Annotated in this window: 20 protein-coding genes; 9 read left to right on the top strand and 11 right to left on the bottom strand. The window is 38.7% G+C overall.

The window, feature by feature from the left end; translation table 11 throughout:
• Positions 1 to 38: 38 nt before the first annotated feature.
• The 5 genes from EWU23_RS11630 (at position 39) to EWU23_RS11610 (ending at position 6241) form a co-directional block, all read left to right on the top strand.
• Positions 39 to 3101, top strand: coding sequence for a BamA/TamA family outer membrane protein (locus tag EWU23_RS11630; RefSeq protein ID WP_166232364.1), 3063 nt, complete (start codon positions 39 to 41; stop codon positions 3099 to 3101).
• A 13-nt stretch (positions 3102 to 3114) separates the two neighbouring features.
• On the top strand, positions 3115 to 4374 hold the full coding sequence (locus tag EWU23_RS11625) for a glutamate-5-semialdehyde dehydrogenase (RefSeq protein ID WP_166232362.1): 1260 nt from the start codon (positions 3115 to 3117) through the stop codon (positions 4372 to 4374).
• A 47-nt stretch (positions 4375 to 4421) separates the two neighbouring features.
• Positions 4422 to 4856 (top strand): nuclear transport factor 2 family protein, encoded by a 435-nt coding sequence (locus EWU23_RS11620; RefSeq protein WP_166232360.1) that lies wholly within the window; start codon positions 4422 to 4424, stop codon positions 4854 to 4856.
• Positions 4857 to 5243: 387 nt separating this feature from the next.
• Positions 5244 to 5780 (top strand): DUF1697 domain-containing protein, encoded by a 537-nt coding sequence (locus EWU23_RS11615; protein WP_166232358.1) that lies wholly within the window; start codon positions 5244 to 5246, stop codon positions 5778 to 5780.
• Positions 5781 to 5935: 155 nt separating this feature from the next.
• On the top strand, positions 5936 to 6241 hold the full coding sequence (locus EWU23_RS11610) for a helix-turn-helix domain-containing protein (RefSeq protein WP_166232356.1): 306 nt from the start codon (positions 5936 to 5938) through the stop codon (positions 6239 to 6241).
• On the opposite strand, the gene EWU23_RS11605 is transcribed toward EWU23_RS11610, so the two are convergent.
• The 6 genes from EWU23_RS11605 to nusB are packed head-to-tail and all read right to left on the bottom strand — an operon-like array spanning position 6238 to position 11712.
• Complete coding sequence (locus tag EWU23_RS11605; RefSeq protein ID WP_166232354.1) at positions 6238 to 8034, bottom strand: DNA polymerase III subunit gamma/tau; 1797 nt, start codon at positions 8032 to 8034, stop codon at positions 6238 to 6240. The two genes, EWU23_RS11610 and EWU23_RS11605, sit on opposite strands and share 4 nt — an antisense overlap.
• A gap of 40 nt (positions 8035 to 8074) precedes the next feature.
• Positions 8075 to 9496 (bottom strand): dephospho-CoA kinase, encoded by a 1422-nt coding sequence (coaE, locus tag EWU23_RS11600; RefSeq protein ID WP_166232352.1) that lies wholly within the window; start codon positions 9494 to 9496, stop codon positions 8075 to 8077.
• Between the two features lie 4 nt (positions 9497 to 9500).
• Positions 9501 to 9791 (bottom strand): preprotein translocase subunit YajC, encoded by a 291-nt coding sequence (gene yajC / locus EWU23_RS11595; RefSeq protein ID WP_166232350.1) that lies wholly within the window; start codon positions 9789 to 9791, stop codon positions 9501 to 9503.
• 17 nt (positions 9792 to 9808) lie between these two features.
• Positions 9809 to 10246 (bottom strand): DUF1573 domain-containing protein, encoded by a 438-nt coding sequence (locus tag EWU23_RS11590; protein ID WP_166232348.1) that lies wholly within the window; start codon positions 10244 to 10246, stop codon positions 9809 to 9811.
• Between the two features lies 1 nt (position 10247).
• On the bottom strand, positions 10248 to 10547 hold the full coding sequence (locus EWU23_RS11585) for a YtxH domain-containing protein (RefSeq protein ID WP_109323430.1): 300 nt from the start codon (positions 10545 to 10547) through the stop codon (positions 10248 to 10250).
• Between the two features lies 1 nt (position 10548).
• A complete protein-coding gene (gene nusB, locus EWU23_RS11580; protein ID WP_205753171.1) occupies positions 10549 to 11712 on the bottom strand; it encodes a transcription antitermination factor NusB in 1164 nt (387 codons plus the stop codon).
• A gap of 90 nt (positions 11713 to 11802) precedes the next feature.
• On the opposite strand from nusB, the gene EWU23_RS11575 reads away from it, so the two are divergent.
• Positions 11803 to 13614, top strand: coding sequence for an ABC transporter ATP-binding protein (locus tag EWU23_RS11575; RefSeq protein WP_166232344.1), 1812 nt, complete (start codon positions 11803 to 11805; stop codon positions 13612 to 13614).
• Here EWU23_RS11575 and EWU23_RS11570 read toward each other — a convergent pair.
• Positions 13585 to 14904, bottom strand: coding sequence for a TolC family protein (locus EWU23_RS11570; protein ID WP_166232342.1), 1320 nt, complete (start codon positions 14902 to 14904; stop codon positions 13585 to 13587). The genes EWU23_RS11575 and EWU23_RS11570 overlap by 30 nt on opposite strands.
• A gap of 118 nt (positions 14905 to 15022) precedes the next feature.
• On the opposite strand from EWU23_RS11570, the gene EWU23_RS11565 reads away from it, so the two are divergent.
• From EWU23_RS11565 to EWU23_RS11555, 3 genes are read left to right on the top strand one after another with little or no spacing between them, the layout of a single operon-like run.
• Positions 15023 to 15847, top strand: coding sequence for an MOSC domain-containing protein (locus tag EWU23_RS11565; protein WP_166232340.1), 825 nt, complete (start codon positions 15023 to 15025; stop codon positions 15845 to 15847).
• On the top strand, positions 15834 to 16625 hold the full coding sequence (locus tag EWU23_RS11560) for a hypothetical protein (protein WP_166232338.1): 792 nt from the start codon (positions 15834 to 15836) through the stop codon (positions 16623 to 16625). Before EWU23_RS11565 ends, EWU23_RS11560 begins: the two co-directional genes overlap by 14 nt.
• A complete protein-coding gene (locus tag EWU23_RS11555; protein WP_166232336.1) occupies positions 16606 to 17871 on the top strand; it encodes an MFS transporter in 1266 nt (421 codons plus the stop codon). Before EWU23_RS11560 ends, EWU23_RS11555 begins: the two co-directional genes overlap by 20 nt.
• Here EWU23_RS11555 and EWU23_RS11550 read toward each other — a convergent pair.
• From EWU23_RS11550 to EWU23_RS11535, 4 genes are all read right to left on the bottom strand, one after another.
• Positions 17868 to 18425, bottom strand: coding sequence for a hypothetical protein (locus tag EWU23_RS11550; RefSeq protein ID WP_166232333.1), 558 nt, complete (start codon positions 18423 to 18425; stop codon positions 17868 to 17870). The two genes, EWU23_RS11555 and EWU23_RS11550, sit on opposite strands and share 4 nt — an antisense overlap.
• A 56-nt stretch (positions 18426 to 18481) precedes the next feature.
• Entirely contained in the window at positions 18482 to 18769 is a 288-nt protein-coding gene (locus tag EWU23_RS11545) for an autorepressor SdpR family transcription factor (RefSeq protein WP_166232331.1), read from the bottom strand.
• Positions 18770 to 18832: 63 nt separating this feature from the next.
• Positions 18833 to 19762 carry a hydroxypyruvate isomerase family protein gene (locus tag EWU23_RS11540; protein ID WP_166232329.1) on the bottom strand — a complete coding sequence of 310 codons (930 nt, stop codon included), beginning with the start codon at positions 19760 to 19762 and terminating at the stop codon, positions 18833 to 18835.
• 3 nt (positions 19763 to 19765) lie between these two features.
• Positions 19766 to 22819, bottom strand: coding sequence for a PVC-type heme-binding CxxCH protein (locus EWU23_RS11535; protein WP_166232327.1), 3054 nt, complete (start codon positions 22817 to 22819; stop codon positions 19766 to 19768).
• Positions 22820 to 22862 lie beyond the last annotated feature (43 nt).

Genomic DNA, 22862 nt, shown 5'->3' with positions numbered 1-22862 from the left:
TTGGTTTTATTGAAATTGCCTATTAATCTGAAAACAGGATGAAAAGAATATTGCTATTATTTTTGCTGCTTTTTTCCTTCATGCTATCTGGGCAAGATTTCTATCCAAGTCAAAAGAAATTCGATAAAACCCGAATTCAGTATCAAAAATTTGTTTGGAAGTTTTTTACCAGTCAAAATTTTGAAGTCTATTATTTCGGTAAAAATGAAGCCTTAGCCAGAAATACCATTCAAATTTTGGAATCTGAATTTCCCAGAATCACCGATATCTTGGGGTATAGTCCATTCAATAAAATAAAACTCTTTGTTTATCCTTCACATCAAGATTGGATACAATCCAATACGGGAATTAGTTTAGATAATGCGGAAGAAGCTAAGGCGGAAAACTTTGCCGAGTTCAAAGTTGAAATTGCTTTTCAACAGAATGCCTCTAAGTATAAAAAGGAATTGGTTAGGGAGGTAACTAAAGTGTATGTGAACGACATGCTTTTTGGTGGAAGTATTAAAGATGCGCTTCAAAACTCACTCTTATTGTCAGTTCCTGAGTGGTTTTCAGAAGGAATTGCGGCCTACATTGCCGAGGGTGATTCTCCTGAAATGAACCAATTTATGTACCAAGTAGTGGTGAATAATCGTGTTCGCAAACCTAATTTAGCTCAGGGAAAGGAATCCGTTTGGTTGGGACATTCTATTTGGGCATACTTGGTTAAGACCTATGGTAAGCAGCCAGTTAGCAATATCTTGAACTTGACTCGAATCATTCGAAATGAGCAATCCAGTATTTCCAGTACCATCAAAAAGCCTTTCAGTAAATTTTTGAGAGAATGGTTTGAGTATTATATGCATCAGTCCAAACAAGAAGAGGTGAATACGGTTGCCTTGAATGGATTGAGAAATTTGACATCGGTGGATATGCTAAATGATCAAATACTAGGAGATTTTAAAATAAGTCCAGATGGTAAATGGTTAGCCTATGTACTAGGAGAATCAGGGAAGTTTCAAGTGAATTTGATGAATTTGAGTAATCAAAAATCACAAAGTATTTTTCAAACTGGTTTAAAAGATTCAGAAAGAATATCTACAGATCGTGGCCCTTTGTTGTCATGGGGTAAATCCAACGTATTATCCATTCTTTATAGTGCTGAGGGGAATTCCTATTTGCAAACATATTCTGCCCTGACAGCGAATAAGTTTAGCCTCCGGGTGGAATCTAAAAAGAAATTGGTGGATTTAAATTGCTTGGATTTTGAGATAGCCTCTAATGGTCAGCGGATGTTGGTTAGGGCATTAAGAAATGGCCAGGTCGATGTAGGAATTTATGATTTGAGGCGGAATCGTTATACGGCAGTGACCCAGGACGCCAATGATGAAATAGAAGCCCATTGGTGGAATAATGGTAACGATGTGGCCTATATCACCGAGAAATATGTGGATTCAACCTGGAAAGCATCCGTATCCAAGGACGGTATCTATTCCTTATATCATTGGAAAGCGGATGATCCATCCAACCCAAACCGTATTTTTGCTCATCGTGGTTACATACACAATATTAGACAAGTGTCTGATTCCGTTTGGAACTTTTTAAGTGAAGAAACATCAGGGACTAATTTGATTAGTTTACGCTGGGCAGATACTACTTTTTATCAAAATGGGGCACGTTCAGGTCCATGGAGATCAGCTGAATGGACCCAAGATCAATTGGTCGTTCGGCAAAATGACATGTTAACGCAAATGATTAGTACCTATCCTGTTAGCTCACTAGTTAGTGCGGGTCAAAGTCGTTGGTATCCACAATTCAATGAAATATCTACCGCAGATCCGGCTACTTTGACTTCGAAAGATAGTCTTGAGAAACCATTGCTTCGTCGGGCAGATCAGCGACGAGCTAGGATTGAATTAAGGCAGCAAAGTCAACGATTAAGAAAAGATCCGGGTAAATTATTGGGGCCCGTGGATTATCAAAATTCTTTTGTGGTCAACAAATCAGAAGGGAATTTCATGGTGGATCCCATTCGAGGTTTGGGTTATTCTTTTGAAGTGAAGATGAATGATCTTTTGGAGAATCATTTGGTGAGGACAGGGATATTTGTGACTTCCAATTTGCGTAATGCTGATTTGTGGGCTGAATATGGCTATTTAGCCAATAAAGTAGATTGGTTTGTTCGTTTTGATAGAAAGGTACTGGATCAAGAAAATGAAAGTTTTTCTCAAAAAGTACGGTATAACCGAATCGAGGTAAAAGGAGTTTATCCGTTTAATCTGTTGAGCAAAGTTAGTTTTACTGGATCTTTTAGTTCCAATCGGGCTATTGATCAATATAGTCTGACTACGCCGGAAAACTTGGCAACTTATGCTGGTGCCAAATTGGAATATACCTTTGATAATACGGTGTATTTGGATGAAAATCTACGAACAGGATTTAGGATGAATCTTTCTGCTGAGTATCAAACAGGCTTAGCTTTAGCTCAAAATTTTAGTCGTATCCGCTTGGATATGCGTCGGTATTTGAAGTTGACCAATAGCTTTATTTTAGCTGCTCGTTTATCAGCTTCCAATGCCCTGGGTTCAGCCGCTCCACAAACCATGTTAGGGGGCGTCGATAATTGGTTGTTTATTCAGCGCGAAGGAAGAAATAAAGAGAACCCTATGGGTACGGCAGGTATAGCGCAGCGTGATGTATTTATGAGTGATGTGGCTAGCCCTTTACGTGGATTTAATATCAATAAATTGTCGGGACAAAGTCATATTTTGTTGAATTTAGAATTACGTGTCCCTTTGAAATCCCTCATGGGTCCAGATTTTTCCAAATCTAGATTCATGAATTCATTTCAATTTGCTGGCTTTACCGACATAGGAAGCGCCTGGACTGGATCTAATCCATTTGCCAGAACCAATGGATTTAATACCAATACCTATGGTGGAAATACTAATCCATTTTTAGCTACGGTTACGGATTTTAGAAATCCATTCTTAGTGGGATATGGTTTGGGGGCAAGAGCGTACTTGTTGGGCTATTTCATTAAATTGGATTATGCCTTTGGTATGGATAATAAAGAAATTAAAGCACCAGTAACCTATTTGTCATTTGGTTACGATTTTTAGCCTACATTAATTCATGGAAAATACGAGTGAACTATTAGCTTCCTTAGCCGCTACCCGACATGCCGCCATCTCGCTGGCCATGGCAAGCAGTGATCAGAAAAATACCATTCTATCTGATTTAGCCTTATTGTTGGAAGAAAACAAATTGGGGATCATTCAAGCGAATGCCCAAGATTTGGCAAATTATGATGCCAATAATCCCATGCGTGATCGTTTGTTGTTAACAGAAGAGCGCATCCAATCGTTGGCAGACAGTTTACGGGATATCATGTTATTGCCTGATCCCTCTGGACAGGTTATTTTAGAGAAACAGCTGAAGAATGGTTTACATTTACGGAAGCTGGCTGTGCCTTTGGGTGTGGTGGGAGTAATTTATGAATCTAGACCCAATGTCACCATTGATGTGGCAGCCTTATGTATTCGCTCAGGAAACGCTGCCGTATTGAGGGGTGGAACGGATGCTTGGAATAGTAATTCATTTTTGGTTTCCTTGATTCACCAAGCCTTGGAAAAAAATGGGTTTTCGAAAGATTTAGTACGCTTATTGCCTACGGATCGTGCTCATGTGAGCACCTTATTGACGGCAATAAAATACATTGATGTCATCATACCAAGAGGTTCTGATGCTTTAATTCAGCGAGTGCGTAGAGAATCATTGGTGCCTACCATTGAGACAGGTGCGGGAGTTTGCCATACTTACGTGGCCGAGACAGCAGATTTGGCTAAAGCGGTACCGGTAGTGGTCAATGCCAAAGTAACCCGACCATCCGTTTGTAATTCATTGGATACCATTGTCATACATGCGAGTAAATTATCTCGCTTTTTAAGTTTGATTCAGGATGATTTTATTCAATATCACGTCAAGATTCATGCCGATCCTCGTTCTTATGCCCTGTTAAAGGCACAGGCATATCCTTATTTATTCGAGGCTAGCGAGGAGGATTTTGGTCGAGAGTTTTTGGATTTTGCTTGTTCCATTAAAGTGGTGGATAGTACAGAAGAGGCCATTTTACATATTTCGAATTATTCTTCTCGTCATTCGGAAGCCATTATTTCGGAAGATGCAGAAGAGGCGAATTACTTTTTACAAGCCATTGATGCGGCAGCTGTTTATTGGAATGCATCCACCCGATTTACCGATGGGAGTGTATTTGAATTAGGGGCTGAGATTGGTATTTCAACCCAGAAATTGCATGCTAGGGGGCCTTTTGCTCTGGAGAAATTGGTGACAGAAAAATGGGTGCTAGTGGGGAATGGGCATGTGAGGGAGTAAACTGATCGTGTTCTGATGGATTAATAATTCACTCTAATGAATGTTCTATGAAACAAATACTAGTTCTACTTGTGTTCAGCCTGTTTTTTACGGCATGCCAAAGTTCTTCTCCTACTATGGAAGAAAGGAACAAGGCGCTGATTGACAAGTATTTTACCTTATTTAATCAGCATGATTGGAAGGCTTTATCGGAGATGTATGCTGATTCAGCTGAGTTTAAAGATCCAACTTCCGAGATGAAGGTGATTAAAAAGACCAAAGCCCAGTTTGTGCAGGAGTATTCGGGCTTAGAACAGCAGTTTCCGGATGTGCATGATCAGGTGGAGAATGTCTATCCCTCTGGGGATAAGCACGTGGCCGTGGAGTTTGTTTCCACAGGTACAGGAGCCGATCAAAAGAAATTTGAATTGCCAATAGCTGTCATTTTCCGCATTGAAAACGGTAAGATTGTCCAGGATTTCACATATTATGATAATTTTTAATTTATTCGATTTCTTTGGTAAAGTAATAAAATACGAGTGTCATGAAATAGGTAAAAAGGCCACTAATTACGCCTAATAGAATTGAATTCGTAATATTCCATTTAAATATGATCAAAGGCACATAACAAGTTATGTAAAAGCTTATTCCTATTAATATACTTGCCACAGCAGATAGTTTTTTAGGAGTAATTTCCTTGTTACAATTGGGGCATTCCCATTTTATTACTTTATGAATGTATAATAAATACTTTAAGTTTTGAGGTTTTTGGCAATGTGGACAGTTGAATTTACTTTTCATTTCAATTTAGTGGTTGGTTATATGATAATTAATGGTGAGTCAAATTAGCAATATTATTTATTTTTTTGTGGATATCTAATTCAATTTTAATGACTACTTATATTGCCTTGCTGAGAGGAATCAATGTGTCTGGTCAGAAGATGATCAAAATGGTGGAGCTAAAAGCCATGTTTGAATCACTAGGATTTGAAGCTGTTCAAACCTATATTCAAAGTGGGAATGTGATTTTTCAAGACCAGCGTTTTTCTGAAAAAGAACTCATTGAAAAGATTCAATCAGCCATTCTAGAACGATTTGGATTTGAGGTAGATGTTCAAGTTTTTGATGCCCAGGTTTGGAATCAAATTGTGGCTAAAAATCCATTTCTAGCTCTGGAAAATTTAGATGAAGCCAAATTATACGTGAGTTTATTGGCGACCGTGCCATTGTCTGAAAACGTAGAGAAATTGTCTAGTTTTGTTTTTCAGGAGGAGACATATCAACTCATTGGCCAGGCCGTTTATTTGTATGTACCTAAGGGGTATGGAAATGCGAAGTTGAGCAATAATTTCTTAGAGAATAAACTCAAGGTTTCTGCTACTACGCGAAATTGGAAGACGATGTTGACTTTATCTGATATGTTTTAGGTAACCTTTTAAAGCTTGTAAATTCCACCTATTTAAATTATCAGTTACTTGATAATTATTATGTTCATTCATTTCCTGCAGTAATTTGACATATTATTTATTTTCTTTTGTTGAAATGTTCAGTGAAAGTGAAATAAATAAAAACGGAGAATTCTATGAAAGCGAATAAGAGTGAATTTGTGAATTTGGAACAGTTGGTGGAATTAAATACTGGAAATCCAGATGATATTTCAAGATATGATTTCGATGTGGGTTTTCAATATTTCAAATTGGAACATATACTTAAAGAAGCCAGAAAAAATCAGGGATTAACCCAAGAAGAATTGGCCATGAAAGTAGGTACTACTAAATCGTATATTTCTAAAATTGAAAATGATGTGAAAGAAGTCCGATTGTTTACCTTGAAAAAGATTGTAGAAGTAGGTCTAGGTGGTCAACTTCACATATCCATTGATTTTTAAAATTCATAATCCAAGCCCATCCTTTGTTTCATTTCTACTAGAATGGGATGTTTCTCAGAAAGGTATTCGTATTTGTCAGATTGGGTGTACAATACTTTTTTGTCGCTTTTTTCTTGAATAAGGATGTCTAGCTCAATGTCAATATCAAAATTGTGTAGTGAAGAGCGCAGTTGGTTTAATACCTCCATCCGAATGGCTTCATTAAACTGCTGAATTTGTAATTCGTTTTCTACTTTTAGATGTAATACCGTACCTATTAGTTCAATTGGCCGATTCATCATGACAAATTTATTGATGTCCTGATTGGCTTCATAGGCCTTAGCTATTCGGACCCATTCCCGACTAATATCTTCTATTTGAAATGATTTGTTCTCTGCTCCTGTGGCACTGCTTGTCAGCAAAGTGGCTTCCTTTTGTTCAGCCTGTTTGGTCTCTACTAGTTTTTTGGCACTTCGCAAACCCGTAGACTGAATACTTGGTCGGCTAGGAGCAGGACTAGCTTGGATGTTTTCAGGAGATTCCATTTTTTCCTCCTTCATTTCTACGGATGGAGTTGGGACTTCCTGTTCAGGGGCTTCTTGCTTTACAGGAGTATTTAGTACTTGTGCAACATTATTTTCAACTGGTGGATTGGCCGAAGCCTCAAGCTTTTTTCCAGCACTGTCCTCCACCACAGGTGCTTGCTTAGGCTTGAATACTGAATTTAAGTAGTTGATTTTCAGTAAACTCAAATCCAAATGCAATCTTGGATTCTTGGCACTTTTATAATTTACTTCACATTGCGCACATATATTCATGGCGGAGAGTAAAAACGAGGTAGATGTTAATTCCGCCTGTTTTTTAAACTTAGCCTTGGTCTCATCACTCATTTCCATTAGCGCTAAGGTCTTAGGATCTTTGGCATATAATAATAAACGCAAATGCTCCATGAGCCCTGAAATGAACTGCATTCCATCAAAACCTTTTCGCATGATTTCTTCTATAAGTAAAAGAACGGCCGTATGGTTTTGGTCTACTAAGTGATCCGTCAGACTAAAATAATAGTCGCTATCTAGAATATGTAAATTATCTAAGACAGCTTTATGGCGCAGGGTATTGTCGGTAGAAAAGGTGACATTTAAATCAAACATCGACAAAGCATCGCGTAAACCCCCATCGGCTTTGATGGAAATCAATTCCAAAGCTGCGGGTTCGGCCGAGATATGCTCCTTTTCGGCAATGGATGCCAAGTGCATGGCCATATCTTGCCATTTGATGCGGTTAAAATCAAAGATTTGACAGCGCGACAAAATGGTGGGTAAGATTTTATGTTTTTCCGTTGTAGCCAAGATAAAAATGGCATAGGAGGGAGGTTCTTCCAATGTTTTCAAAAAGGCATTGAAAGCTTGAGCAGAAAGCATGTGAACCTCATCAATGATGTAGACCTTGTAACGTCCATTTTGAGGAGGATAACGAACTTGGTCTATTAAGCTTCGGATATCATCCACCGAGTTATTCGATGCGGCATCGAGCTCATGTATGGTCAGCGAGGTATTTTCTTGGAAAGACTGGCAGGAAGAACAAGTTCCACAGGCTTCACCATCGGGACTTTGATTTTCACAGTTAATTGTTTTGGCTAAAATACGCGCACAAGTGGTTTTACCCACCCCTCTAGGCCCACAAAATAAAAAAGCCTGAGCCAAGTGATTCGACTTGATGGCATTCTTCAGTGTCGTGGTAATGTGGCTTTGACCTACCACAGAATCAAACTGGGTAGGACGGTATTTTCGAGCAGAAACAATAAAATTTTCCATACTGCAAGTTACAATTTGAGGTCATAAAACCCAAATCGATTTAAGGGATTAGGAGGGTGGCACTGACAGGGAAATGGTCCGTAGGATAACGATTTGACCATGTCTCTGTATGGGTGGCATGTTGTTCACAACGAACTCCATTTTTCACGAAAATATAATCGATTTGACTGTTTTCTCTTTCTTCTTTGAAGGCATTGAATGAGTTTTTAGGACCATAATGTCCCTTTTGGCTGATGCTTTCGGAATTCGTTAATCGGTCAGGGTTCTTAGGGTCTACCAAGATTTGAATAGGTTCATCATCTGGCTTGGCATTAAAATCTCCTAATAAAATAACAGGGTTGTTTTTCGCGATTTCTTTGATTTTAGCCAATACTAATTTGGCACTTTCTCTGCGGGCTACTTTGCCCAAATGGTCAAAGTGGGTATTGAAAACATAGAATTTCTTTTTTGTTTTCAAATCTTGAAAATGCCCCCAGGTTACGACACGTCGGCAGGCCGCATCCCAGCCAAAACCTACTTTGTCGCAAGAATCCGATAACCAAAATGTCTTTTGTTCCAGAATTTTGAATTTCTTGGTATTGTAAAACAAGGGAGAAAATTCACCTTCCTCTTTTCCGTCGTCACGTCCCCGTCCAAACCAGGCAAAGCCCGGTAATCTTTCAGCAAAATCTTTAATTTGATGAATAAAAGCTTCCTGCATGCCTATAATATCAGCTTGATGATATTTGACTAATTCAGCGCAGTGGTCCTTGCGATTGGACCATTGATTAATACCATCTGATTTGGTATCCATGCGGATATTGAAAGTCATGGCTTTAATCTGCCCTATGCTTGTTTGACTGAAAAGTAATAAGGCAATCAAGATGATGGATAAGCGTTTGAAAATGGCCTCTACTTGTGGCCAAACGCGGTCGTTTTTGCCATTATGGATAACCAAGTCAGCTCCTTCCGTATATTGCTCTGAACTTGGTTGGTTTTGTAAAAGTTTCATGTTGTCTTCAAAGGTTAAATGGTTTCGTTTTTGTAATCGTTCGATGCGCTCATTCATGGGGCATTCCACGGCAATTAAGTGGTGTATATAGTCTGGTTTGTTTTTATTCGTCAATAGGGCTGCCTCATACAATTTGAAGGGAGCAGAGCTAGGGATCTGAGCCCATTGCTGAAGCGCCTCTCGAACAGCAGGGTGAATGATGTGGTTTAAAGCAGCTAATAAATCGGGGTTATTTTTAACTCTGCTTCGAATGAAGACTCGATTATAAGCACCTTGAGCATCAAAGCTTTCAGGGCCAAATATGCCAATGAGTTTTTGTTGAATGATTGGATTGCTTTCAATCAATTGGTGGGCTACCTTGTCGGCTTCAAAAATGGGAATGCCTAGACAAGCAAAAATCCGACAAATGATTGATTTGCCGGATCCCATACCGCCTGTGATACCTAAAAGAGGTCGAAGGCTTTTTTCCATAGGTTTACTCTTCTGTTAAGCGAGAAGAAGCATCTTTTGAAACAGCTGATTTTTCAAAAACCACGCGAACACCTTTGCTAGAGTCAATCTCTACTACCAAAGTTTTTTCACGAATGGAAACCACTGTTCCATGTACTCCGCCAATGGTTACTACTTTATCACCTGTTTTTAATTCATCAATAAATTTTTTCGCTTCTTTCGCCTTTTTTTGTTGCGGACGAATCATGAAAAAATAAAACACGACAAAGATTCCACCGAAAAGGAGGATTTGCATGATTTGAGGATTGTTAGCCATAGTTGTTCGTTTATTAATTATTTTTTTCTGTCAATTTCTACTTTAAATGCTACCATATTGTCGGACGGCATCGTATTACAATAGGCGGTAACGGTTTTTTGTACTTTACCTTCTTTGCCTTTAGAATCAAAACTTACTTTGATGAAGCCTTTTTTTCCAGGCATAACTAATTCTTTGCTCCATTTCGGGGTAGTACATCCACAAGAAGCATTCACTGTTAAAATCTTTAAAGGCATATTTCCTTCATTTTTGAAATGAAAGGTATACGAGATACTATCGCCTTCAGTAATTTTCCCTAGGTAAACTACGGGCTGGTCAAATTTCATGACAGGATGCTTTTCCACTGAAGGTCTCAATTCCATAGGAATGGATTCTTCCGTTGAATTTCTAGCCTCTTTTTGTTTGTTGGTACAAGATAAGAGACATAAAAAGCATAAGGCAATGAAATACTTCATGTTAAGGCTTAGCTTTAATCTGACTCATCATTTTTTCCACATCCTCTAACAACTTTTCAGCTTTAACTTTAGTGTCATTTACTACCTTTTTACCTTCTGATTTAGCTAATGTTTCAGGTACTTCCTTGCCTTCTACAATATCATTGATCAATTGTTTCAATTGCTCTCTGTATTTGTTTAACTGAAAATACAATTTATTACGGGTGTTCTCACCTTTATCTGGGGCATATAAAATTCCAATAATAGCACCTGTGGCAGCTCCTACGACAAATGCCCAAAAGGATTTTGATGATCTACTCATATTATTTGCTAGCTATGTCGATTAATCCTCGACCTGATTTAGTAATTATTTTTTCGTGAATCAATCTCAGAGAAATCACATCTAGGATACCGTTGATGAATTGCCCCGATTTGGGTGTAGAGTAATTTTTTGCTAATTCAATGTACTCGTTAATACTTACTTTAACCGGTATGCTGGAAAATTTAATCATTTCAGTTAAGGCCATTTTTAATAAAATAAAATCAGCCATGGCCAAACGATCAGACTCCCAATTTTTTGTTTGATCACCAATCCAAAGAACTAAATCTTTGTCATTTTGGATGGTACTTTCAAACAACTCTTCGAAGAATAATTGATCATCTTCCCACTGAAGAGCTAAGGGTTGTAGACTCAAATCTTCTAAGGCATCCACCTTAAATGTTTTTGTCGACAAACTTTTAACTACATCCTTATTAAGATGCCAATTTAAATCTTTTTCTTCAAAATACTCGGTCATACTCGAGTGTTTTAGAATAAATGTTTTTAAAATATATCGAATCATTTCGATATCATCTTCAAAGCTTTTTCCTGCCTTGGGAAGGTAGTCGACAAAAGCTTGATCCAGAAGAATTACATCTAAGAATAATTTTTTAATTCTATTCTCCTCATCTTCAGACCATCCAATGTGCTGATCTTCAAAAGCTTGTTGCAAAGCTTTCCATTTTGGCATGATGGCCAAGACCTTATTTTTGCTCAATTGAGAAGTCTTGATGGGATTCTCTAATAAACGTCGATTTTCATCCCAAACGGCAATATTCGAGAGATGTTGCAAGTAAAAGAGGATTTTCAGGTATTGTTTGTAGATAGACTCTACTTCCTTAACCATGTCCTTTTTTAACTTCTCCGCAATTTTTTTGGTATTGTTTTGATAAGTTCGGTAAACGGACTTAGCCGCGGCCATGGATTCCGGTGGTATGCTTTCCTCACTTGGAATTTCTTGGAAAAACTCGTTTAATTGGATTTCGGCCAATTTTTTAAGGCCTTCCAGTCGAGGAGCTTGTTCCTCCTTTGCTACCATGAGTGATAAATCTGGCTGAAAAATGACAGCTAATTCGTCAAATGCCAATTGATATTGGGCACGTTCTTGCGTGTTGTAAGCATACAGTTGCTGAAATGCTTTCACCCGAAGTAATCTCCTGTTTACCATCCGAAAATAAAGAGCGTTCTTGTTGTTTGAAACACAAAATTAAGGATTTTAATTGATAAAGATTCTATCTTTGTTAGAAGTAAATTAAGCATGGGCGCACTAAGTCACCTCAATAAATATTTTTGGAAGTATAAATGGCTGCTATTCCTGGGCATCCTCTTTACCTTTTGTTCGAACTTTTTTGGTGTAGTTCCTGCTCAACTCGTGCGATATGCCTTGGATTTAGTGACAGAGACCATCCACGTATATTTTTTATTTAAGCAGTTTTCACTTCAAGGAGCGTTTTATGAGGTTTTTGCCGCTACTTTATTTTTCTATGGGGGCTTAATTATCTTGATGGCACTGATCAAAGGGGTCTTTTTGTTTATGGTTCGTCAAACGCTTATCGTGATGTCGCGGCATATCGAATACGATATGAAAAATGAAATTTATGAGCATTATCAAACTTTACCTTTATCATTTTACAGAAAGCAGAATACGGGTGATTTAATGGCTCGCATATCCGAGGATGTCAGTAAGGTACGCATGTACGTTGGACCCAGTATGATGTATGGTCTAAACCTGATTTGTGTATTTGTATTAGTGATTTATTATATGTGGCATGTCAATCAAACCTTGATGTGGTATGTCTTATTGCCGCTACCCATACTTTCTGTTAGTATTTATTATGTAAATTCCCTCGTTTTGCGGAAGTCGGAAGAGATTCAAGCGGGTCTTTCCACGATCTCTACCTTTGCTCAAGAGGCCTTTTCTGGTATTCGCGTATTGAAGTCATTTGTCCGAGAAAAAGAATCCGTTCAATCTTTCGCTGATGCCTCGGCCCATTACCGGAAGAAATCCCTCGACTTGGTGAAGGTGGATTCTTTGTTTACCCCCTTGATTTCACTGTTGGTGGGTTTTTCCACACTTTTAGTCGTGTATGTCGGCTCTCAAGAAGTGATGGCAGGAAGAATTTCTATTGGGAATATTACGGAGTTTATCATGTATGTATTCATGCTGACATGGCCCGTGACGGCTTTAGGATGGACTAGTTCTCAAATTCAACGAGCAGCAGCCTCTCAAGGACGAATCAATGAATTTTTGCAAGTGAAATCCGAGTTATTGACGGGCAAACAAATTCGACAAAAGATACATGGACGTTGGACATTTGAACATGTTGATTTTACCTATCCAGGTACGGATCGTCCTGTTTTACGTGATATTCAGCTAGAAATAGAACCTGGAGAATCGGTAGCTTTATTAGGAACTACTGGATCTGGTAAGAGTACCATTGCAGCCTTGATGGCTCGTTTTTATGATCCTTCGGCTGGTCGGATATTATTGGATGGGATTGAACTGAAAGATTGGGATATGGAATTGGTTCGTTCCAATTTGGGTTTTGTGCCGCAGGATGTCTTTTTGTTTTCTACCAGTATTGCGGAGAATATTCGTTTTGGTCAAGCCGACTTGAGTCAGGCAGATTTAGAGCAAGCTGCCAAATATGCCGATGTGTACGAAAACATCATGGAATTCCCAGATCGTTTTGATACCATTTTGGGAGAGAGAGGAGTTACCCTATCGGGTGGACAAAAACAACGAGTTTCTTTGGCTAGAGCTTTGGCCAAAAATCCAGGCATGTTGGTTTTGGATGATTGTTTATCAGCTGTCGACACGCACACCGAACATAAGATTTTAAATCATTTGAAACACATCATGGAAGGTAAAACCTGTGTGATCATTTCACACCGTGTCTCATCTGCTAAATTAGCGAAAAGGATATTTGTCTTGCATGAAGGTCGTATTGTGGAACAGGGACCCCATACTACTTTAATGAAAAAGAAGGGTAGTTATTACGAGTTGTATCAGCAACAATTAAATCAAGAAAAGCAAGATTTAGAGCAAGTTTCCACTCAAACGAATTAACTCAATCTCAGCCGTTTTAGCTGCAAATTTTGCTTCAATTAATCTAGTCTCGGCAGCCACGGCATTTCTTTGTACTTCTCTTAATTCGTAAGAAGTGGCAATGCCGACTTTAAATCGATCAAAAGCAATGTCGATGTTTTGCTTGGCGATACCATAATTTTCTGTTTCCAGATTGATTAAATTCAAGGCATTTTCATAATTGACATAGGCTTTTTCAATGTTGGAAACCAAGGTGTTTTTCAAGTCTGCAACTTGTAAATCAGCTATTTCAGCATTGATTTTGGCGTTTTGAATACGACGCTTTTGGTTACTCCCGTCAAAAATATTGATGGAGGCACGAATACCATAGTTCATCACATCACTACTACCTTTAGACACACCAAAACCAGCCCCGTTATTGACCGTATTGTAGTTATAACCTGCTACTAGATCGATGACCGGCTGTTGTTGACTTTGCAGATTTTTGATATCCAAATCAGCTACTTTTTTGTTTAATAAAGCCGTAATCAAATTGGGATTCTGCTGTAAGGCTTGATTTTTTAATTCTTCCAATTTTAATTTGGGCAATAATTCAATGGCTGAAACCACATCAAAATCAATCATATGATCTCTAACCAACAGTGTGTTGAAATTGATTTTAGTACTTAAAAAAGATTGTTCTTGGGCTAATAAAAGCGCTTTGTCTTCATTGTAATCAACCTGAGCCGAATAAAAATCAACTTTTGAACCTTGCCCCACTTCAAAACGATCCTTGGCTAGTTTCAAACGGTCATTAGAAATCTCTAATCCTTTTCTGAAGTTATTAACACGTAAATCCTGACGGATGATATCATAATAAGATGCGCTGATTAAGGCTATTAAGTTCTCAATAGTAGCTTCAGTTTGCTTAGTGCCTAAATTTTGTAATTCTTTAAATCGATCTCTTAAAACAAACATGCCTTTTCCGTCATACAAAGTCCAGACCATGGCAACCCCTGTATTGGATGAATTGGAGTTTACTCCTGACTGAACTAAGGGAGCACGTACCCCACCAAAAAACTCTTGATCTAAGCCAGAAATAGTGTAGTTTTTGTTGAAATTACCTGTAATGGTAGGTAGAAACCCTGCATTCCCTAATGTATTGTCATTCAGAGCTTGTTTTTCTCTTTTCTTCGCAACTTGTATTGAATAGTGGTTTTGTAGTCCTTGTTGAATCGCATCTTCTAAACTCAAGTTTTTCTGTGCTTGAGATGTAAATATACTCACAGAAAATGCAACTAGGAGGCTAATGCTTAGGCCTGATATCTTCATAAGGTAATCTATTTGGCATATATAATTAACAAACATAGTGATTTTGAAGCATTTTTCGCTACATAAACCACACAAGTACCCATAGCTATTTTGAGATGTTTTTAGCTATTTTTGTTTTATGCCTACTTTAGAAATCACCCACCTATACATTTATCCCATAAAATCTTTAGGAGCTCTGGCTATGAAGGAAGCTCATGTAGAAATTCAAGGCCTAGCTGGAGATCGCCGATATATGTTGGTAGATGAGCATGGAAAGTTTATCACCCAGCGTACTCGTCCGGATTTAACCCGATTTCAATTAAGTGTCCATCCTGATGGTTTTTTGGTAGTGGATAAGAAAACGGGCCAGAACAAATGTCTATGTGCTTCGATTGAACTAGGGGAATTGATGTCCGTTGAAATATGGGATGATCTTGTTGAGGCTCGCATCGTGTTAGATGCTTGGTCTGAATGGTTTAGTCAATTGTTGAATGAAAAGGTATTTTTAGTGCATTTGACAGCGGCATCCCCACGTTTTATGAAGGAAAAATACCATACATCCTTATCCAAAGAAAGTTCCTTTGCTGACGCGCTACCTATTTTACTTTGTTCAGAAGCATCTTTCAAAGCTTTAGATAATCAAATGGGTGAATCCGTCGATCGCTTACGTTTTCGCCCCAACATCATTGTCTCTGGTGCAGAGGCATTTGAAGAAGATAGCTGGAAGCAAATACAAATAGGGGATGTTCAATTATTTGGTGCTAAACCCTGTGCGCGCTGTCAATTGATTACAGTACATCCACAGCAAGGAACGATCAACAAGGATGTGTTAGGCGCACTTTCCCAGATTCGAAAGATGGGTAATAAGGTATATTTTGGTCAGCAATTCGTGCCACAAATGCTAGGCAAGTTGGCTGTTGGGGATCGAATCAGCGTTCAAGTTCAACAAGATGCGGTATATTAAAATAGCCCACTTTTTAAGTTTAGACGTAGTTTGGGGCACTTTAGCTTTTCAAGCTCTCCTCCATGAGATTTTTTTGAAGGAAATGCCTAGTTTGCCAGAACAGATATCTTTGGCTTGTGCTGTTTGGGGCATTTATTTAATAGACCGGATGATCGATCGAAAAAAAGGAATTTATCAAGATGAACGACATTTGTTTCAAGCTCAGCATGTGTTCACCTTACAGATAATCTTGTTTGTTTTACTTCTGTTGGGAGGTTTTAGTATCACATATTTAGCGCCCCGTTTGATTTATTTTGGCTTGGGATTATGTTCCTTGATGCTGATTTATTGGATATTTTGGTTTTATGGAGCATTTAATCGCATTGCATCCAAGGAATTTATGACCGCCTTGATTTACACCTTAGGCGTAGGGGCTAGTACTTGGTATCGAATACCCCTGACTTTATGGACGCTGTTAGTAGCTGCTTTGATGTTTCTTCTAGTATTGCAAAATTTAGGTATGTATACGTTATGGGAATGGGAAGAAGAGGGTCCATTGAAATCCGTACATCGTTGGAAATGGGTATTACTAGGAGTGGAGGGGCTTTTTTTGTCACTACTTTTAGGGACGCTATTTTACTTCGATGAAAAAATCGCTTTTCTCCCATTTGCCATTACATTTGCCATACAAAGTTGGATTCATTACTTTTCAAAAAATAAGCTGGTATCTCGTATTTGGGGAGAACTAGCTTATTGTAGCCCCATACTGTACTTCGCCTATGAGTTTTTTTCAAAATAAGGACGCTTACAGCGCATTGAAATTTCCTGAGTTTAGAGCCTTTATTGTAGGTAATACTTTATTTACCATGGCGCTTTTGATGCAGGAAGTGATTGTTTCTTATGAAATTTATAAGATTACCCACAATCCTTTGGCCTTGGGTTTAATCGGTTTGGCGGAAGTGATTCCGTACATCTCTTTGGCGCTCTTTGGGGGACATTATGCTGATAATCGAGATAAGGTAAAGATCATGCAAATTTCTTTGTCTGTCATCATTTTTGGCTCTTTTTTGTTGCTCTATTCTAGCCTTCAATTAGACTCACAAAGTCCTGATTTTCATATATATACTATTTATTTTGTCATTTTTCTGATTGGCTTGGCCAAAGGTTTTTTTAGTCCAGCCGCTTCTTCTTTAAATCCGTTTTTAGTACCTAAAGAGGTGTTTGCAAATGCCGCTACATGGAATAGCTCCTTTTGGCAATTGGGTGCTATTTTAGGTCCAGGAATGGCAGGTTTTTTATATGCCTATTTGGGCTTGGCAGGTTCTTTAGAAACGGTGATTGTGTTTTTGTTGGGTGTGATGACCTGTTTGTTTTTTATTAAGAAAAGACCTATTCCTCCTAAAGCAGTTACTCATGAATCCATTTGGCATAGCCTGAAAGAAGGTATTGTTTATGTATTTAAAACGAAGATCATCTTGTATGCCATTTCATTGGACTTATTTTCGGTTTTATTCGGTGGTGTCATTGCTATTTTACCCATTTTTGCGGAAGATATATTGAAAGTAGGGGCAGAAGGATTGGGTGTTTTACGCGCAGCACCTTCCATTGGGGCTTTATTATCCATGGCCTTCATGATTTATTTTCCACCGCTAGAGAAAGCATGGAGAAATTTATTGATTGCTATAGCAGGGTTTGGACTTGCCACCATGGTATTTGGCATATCGACCAATTTTTGGATTTCGGTGGGGGCACTATTTTTTACTGGAGCTTTTGATTCGGTGAGTGTAGTCATTCGACAAACCGTCTTACGATTTTATACACCTGATGAGATGAGGGGAAGGGTTTCTTCTGTCAATGGGATTTTTGTCAGTTCTTCCAATGAACTAGGGGCTTTTGAATCTGGAGTCATGGCCAAACTGATGGGAACGGTTCCGTCGGTTTTGGTAGGAGCTACTGCTACCTTAGTGATTGTTAGCTTGGTAGCATTGAATTCGAAAGATTTGCTGAAACTACAAGTGGCAAAAAAAGTCGAATCCGCCGATTAACCTATATGCGCTTCTTGGGCTAATCTAGCTTTTTCTTCGGCTTCTTCTTTATCTTTTCTCTCTTTGATGTGTTCAGGCCAATGTTTTAAGACATCTGCAATATGCTTTTTGCTTTCTTGAGCCCACTGAATATCTTCTATTTTACGAATCGGCTCAGCATTTTCGCCTAATAGAGCGGGCATAATTTTGAGAAAATAATCCTTTAGTTTCAAATCGCCTTTTTTGTTTTTGGATACCACGATGCTAGCCTCACAATTGAATAAAGACACTAAACCATCCGATGTATTTCCTTCGGAGAAATAGAAGTGATCTAAATTGTGAATATCAATGAATTCTGATGCTATCAAGCTAGATCCCTGATAATGAAGTGTTTTTAAGGATTCTTCATTCACAACCACAAAAGAAATTCGTTGCTTACCCGATTTCTCTGCAAAAAAATCTCCGATGGATTGGAAGAAATTACGCTTAGGTAATTGGATTACTCCAAGTCCAACCCAATGGGAGGGAAGTTCTGAACGAAGAAAAGATAATGATGCTGGAAGTGAATGATTCATAGGATTGGCAATTTGAAAACGAAATTAAGGAAAGATTGGCTTATGTCAAACCTAATTTAAAGTCGGATTTTAGGCTTAGGCAATTCAAAAAATAGAGTAAAGGGCTGAAACCAAGCATGTATGGATTCGAAGCCCGACTTATTGAGAGTATAGACTAAGAATTGTCCTTTTTTGCTGAAATCGACCAACTGGGCTTGTTTCAATAAATCCAAGTGATGAGAAATACTAGGCTTGGTCATGTTAAATTGCTGGGCGATAGTCCCTGCATTTTGTGGGCCATGAGTCAAAAAGCGAAGTATTTCTCTTCTAGTTGGATCATTGATAGCTTTGAATACAATATCCATAATATCTTAAATAATTAAACAAATATTTAAATATAAAGGTAGTATTCCAAATTATCTATGGAATTATCCTCTGTCTTCCTTACGGTACGCTTCAATCAATTTCACTTCTCCGTCTTTGCCTGGATAGAAATTACCATGTTCCATGCCCAATACTCCCGTATATCCTTTCTTTCTTAGATGCTTGAATATATTGGCGTGATTCACTTCCCCTGTGGTAGGTTCTTTTCTACCAGGATTATCTCCAATCTGTAAATAGGCGATTTCTTCCCAGCATAAATCCATATTGGCTATCATGTTACCTTCATTGCGTTGCATGTGGTACATATCAAACAAGATCTTGCACGCAGGGCTTCCTACAGCTCGACAAATCATGTAGGATTGGTCGGAATAACGAAGGAATAAATCAGGATTATCACTTAATGGTTCTAACACCATGGTTAGATTGTGGGGTTCAAAAATCTCAGCTCCACGTTTTAGATTATCAATCACGTGGCCCGTTTGAAGACCTAGAGGTAGTTTACGGTTGAAGTTTCCTGGTACAACGGTCATCCATTTGGCATTGCAGCGCTTAGCTGTTTCCACGGCTGTTTTACAGGCTTTTACGAACATTTCTGTTGCTTCTTTTTTACCTGTAGTCATGTGTTGGGTATCAAAAAAACCATCAAACTTGACCACAAATACCCCCATCGTCATACCTAGTTTGGTCAAAGTCTCACCAATTTTTGCTTGTAGCTCGGGACTTTTGCCCATCATGTCATTGTCTTCCAAGGCACGGAAACCCATCTCATGCATGAATTTCAATTGGTCTATCTCATCTGGACCAGCATGATTTTTAAACATACCAAAATGAGGTGCATATTTTAAGCTAAAAGCAGGCTCTGCTGCTAAAGTATGTAATTGATTAGAATTACTAGCTAAAGTAGGTTGGGTATGCGTAATACCTGCTCCCAAAAGACTTCCGCCCATCATTTGGGCAAAGGAACGACGATCCATAGGTTATTTCTTTTTTAATGTAGTTAAATATTCGACAAGGTTGACTAAATCCGTGGTGCTCATGGCATCAGCCAATCCTTCAGGCATCATGGAATTAGGTAATTGTTTGACTGATTTTAAGGCAGAGGTTTTGAAATTTTGTACCATACCACCTGGTAATTTTAATATGATATCGGTTTCATTCTTGGAACTAATGATTCCTTGATAGGTCTCTCCCGACTTGGTCAATATTTCATAGGTTTCAAATCCGAAATTGATCCCTGCATTGGGGTGCATGATAGAAACGAACATACCATCCTTGGATAATTTAGAGCCAATTTCTGTTAATTTCGGTCCAAAATCGATACCTTCTTGATATACTTGGTGACACATGGAGCATTGGTCAACAAATACTTTAATACCCGCTTGGGCATTTCCTTTTTGTCCCAAGAGGGTATTCAAATCAGGATGCTTTGTTTTGGTGTTTTGGATATTTCCTCCTAAATAGGAATTGGCTTCCATGCGAACAGCCTTTCTCCAAGTTCTACTCACACTTTCTACCACCGAAGGAATAAATTCAGCATTTACTTTTTTATTTTTTAAGATATCTAGCACGTAGTTTTCTCCATTGGCTGAGTTTCCCAAACTTCTGGCAGCTTCTTTTCTAATGCTCATGGAAAGGTTTTTTTGATTCATGGCATCATATAACAGCGACAAAGTGCTAGGTTGGCCAATCCAGCGAATGGACTCAACGATGGCTTTTTGTTGATCTTCATTACCTGTTTGGAAGGTTTTGGCTATCAAGGCAGCCCCACCATTCAATTTATACATGATAGATCCAGCTTTTCTACTTTGTTTTCCAGTCAAAATCATGTGTAATATCTTATCTTTCTCTTCAGCAAGTTCGTATTTCTCGACCAACTCTAAGTATTCCACTTCGGAGGTTTTAGGTAGTAGATCGCGTAATACTTTCTTCGCATCAGCATTGGAAGCGATAAATGTTGGATTGATATGTCGTAATCCAATTAACTGAGCCTCAGTTTGTCCTTGGAAGTTTGTAGAAATCAAATCAATTAACATACTTGATTTTTTATCACTAGGAATGAAGTCAAGAGCTCTGAAATAACGAAGTTTTTGGGCCAGAGCTTGATTGCTTTTTAATACAGTAAAGATATAAGGAAGAGCATTTTCTGTTCTGGATCTCCAAACCACATCTTGGAATGCTGCCGAAGAAGGATTAACGGAAAGAGCCAAATAGGTATTCAATCGGGAGTTCCAAAGACCATCAGCTCCAATACCCAGGGCTTCCAAATACCAACGGTCTTGACCTGTATGTTGTTGGGCTAATTGTGCCCAAAGAGCATCTGCCTGGGGGTCATTGATATGACGTAAAGCAATCGCTAATTCTCGACGCACCTGTGGGTTTTCATCCTTCACCCACACGGCAGCCCAGTCTTTCCATTGACTGAATGGAGTTCTTTTCGCCTGACGAATAGCCATCATACGTATGTCGGCCAATCCATCTTTAGCAGCTAAATGTAAGTATTTCTGCGCTTGACTTGTTTTCATCAATGCCCAGAAAGCACGCGCTTTCATGCGTGGATTTGAATTGTTTTGGTAGGATTTTTCTAAGGCAGCTTCGGCTGATTTACCCCAACTCATTAATTTTTTAAATGCCAAATACCTTTGTGCTAAATTAGGATTTTCTAAGGCAAGAATAGCGTTTTCTGGCGTATTAATCGGCATGGCCTTCACTTGGTAAGCATGACCTTTGGGAGCTACTCGATAAATTCTACCTTTTGTTTGGTCACCTGCTTGATGCCCACCCACGCCTGGGTCATACCAGTCGGCAATAAACACAGATCCATCGGGAGCTGTAGTTACATCAGCGGGTCTAAACCATTGATCATTTACTCCTTCTACCAAAGGTAAAACACTAGCTTCAAAGCCAGCACCTTGAGCTTTAACAGGATAGCTGCGAACCACATTAGGACCTGCATCGCAGTGAATCATTTGATTTTGGAATGCCTTAGGTAATAAATTGCCTTCATATAAAATCATTCCGGTAGGGGAACCTGAGCCTGTTTGCAATAAATTGGGAACTACTCCTGGGTCATTTAAGTGCCAATGTCTTCTTGGAATTTCCGGTTCAATATTTGTACGATTGGCTGACCAACCAGCATCGCTCATCTCATCCCGATACCCATAGTTTCCATGTTCCATGACGAAATTAATGCGTACCCCTTTATTGCCATCATCATCATTATCCGATTGCCACAGTCCACCATAGGAATCCACTGCTACTTCGTAGTTATTTCTGAAATTATGACCTAACACTTCCACTTGTGAACCGTCCACATTGCAGCGGAACACCATGCCTTGTTTGTATTTTTTAGGACCAATCGGGTCACCATCTTGATCTAAAACGGCTTTTCCTTGAGCGTCCAATAATTGTCCTCCTTCATTGCCAAAGTTGAAATACAGTTTTCCATCTGGACCAAAAGTAAAGGCATGAGCGCCATGATCATGTTGCTCGCCTCCAATCCCTTGAAACATCACTTCTTTACGATCAGCTTTTCCATCGCGATTATCATCAAACATTTTCCAGATATACGGACTTTGAGAAACAATGACCATAGAATCAAGTACCGCAATGCCCAGAGGGGCATTTAATTCGGGAGATTGGTAGAATATTTTTCTTGAATCGGCTTTTCCATCTCCATTGGTATCTTCTAGAATCAAGACCCGGTCACCTTGTGGATTAGTTGGGTTTCCATTGATGTTAGGACGGTAATTGTAGGCCTCTACTACCCAAATACGACCTTGAGCATCTACATCTATGTTGGTAGGATTTTGTAGCATCGGTTCGGATGCGAACAAGGTGATTTCTAATTCAGGATGTATTTTTAATCCTTTTAAAGCATTTTCTGTTTGTCTTTTTTGTGACTCAGTTAAGGAATCCAATAAAACCTGTCCCCAGCGGGAAGATTGGTTTTTATAAAATGAAGAAGCAAATAATAAGGCAAAAAGAGACAATGCCGTCAATAAAAAAGGCTTTTTAGAAGATGTCCAATTCATAAGTATATATTTTTCCGTAGGATACCTATAAATTTCAATTAAA

It is taken from the genome of Aquirufa beregesia (assembly GCF_011090385.1).
Taxonomy (GTDB): Bacteria; Bacteroidota; Bacteroidia; order Cytophagales; family Spirosomataceae; genus Aquirufa; species Aquirufa beregesia.
This window is presented reverse-complemented; position numbering and strand designations above follow the sequence as displayed.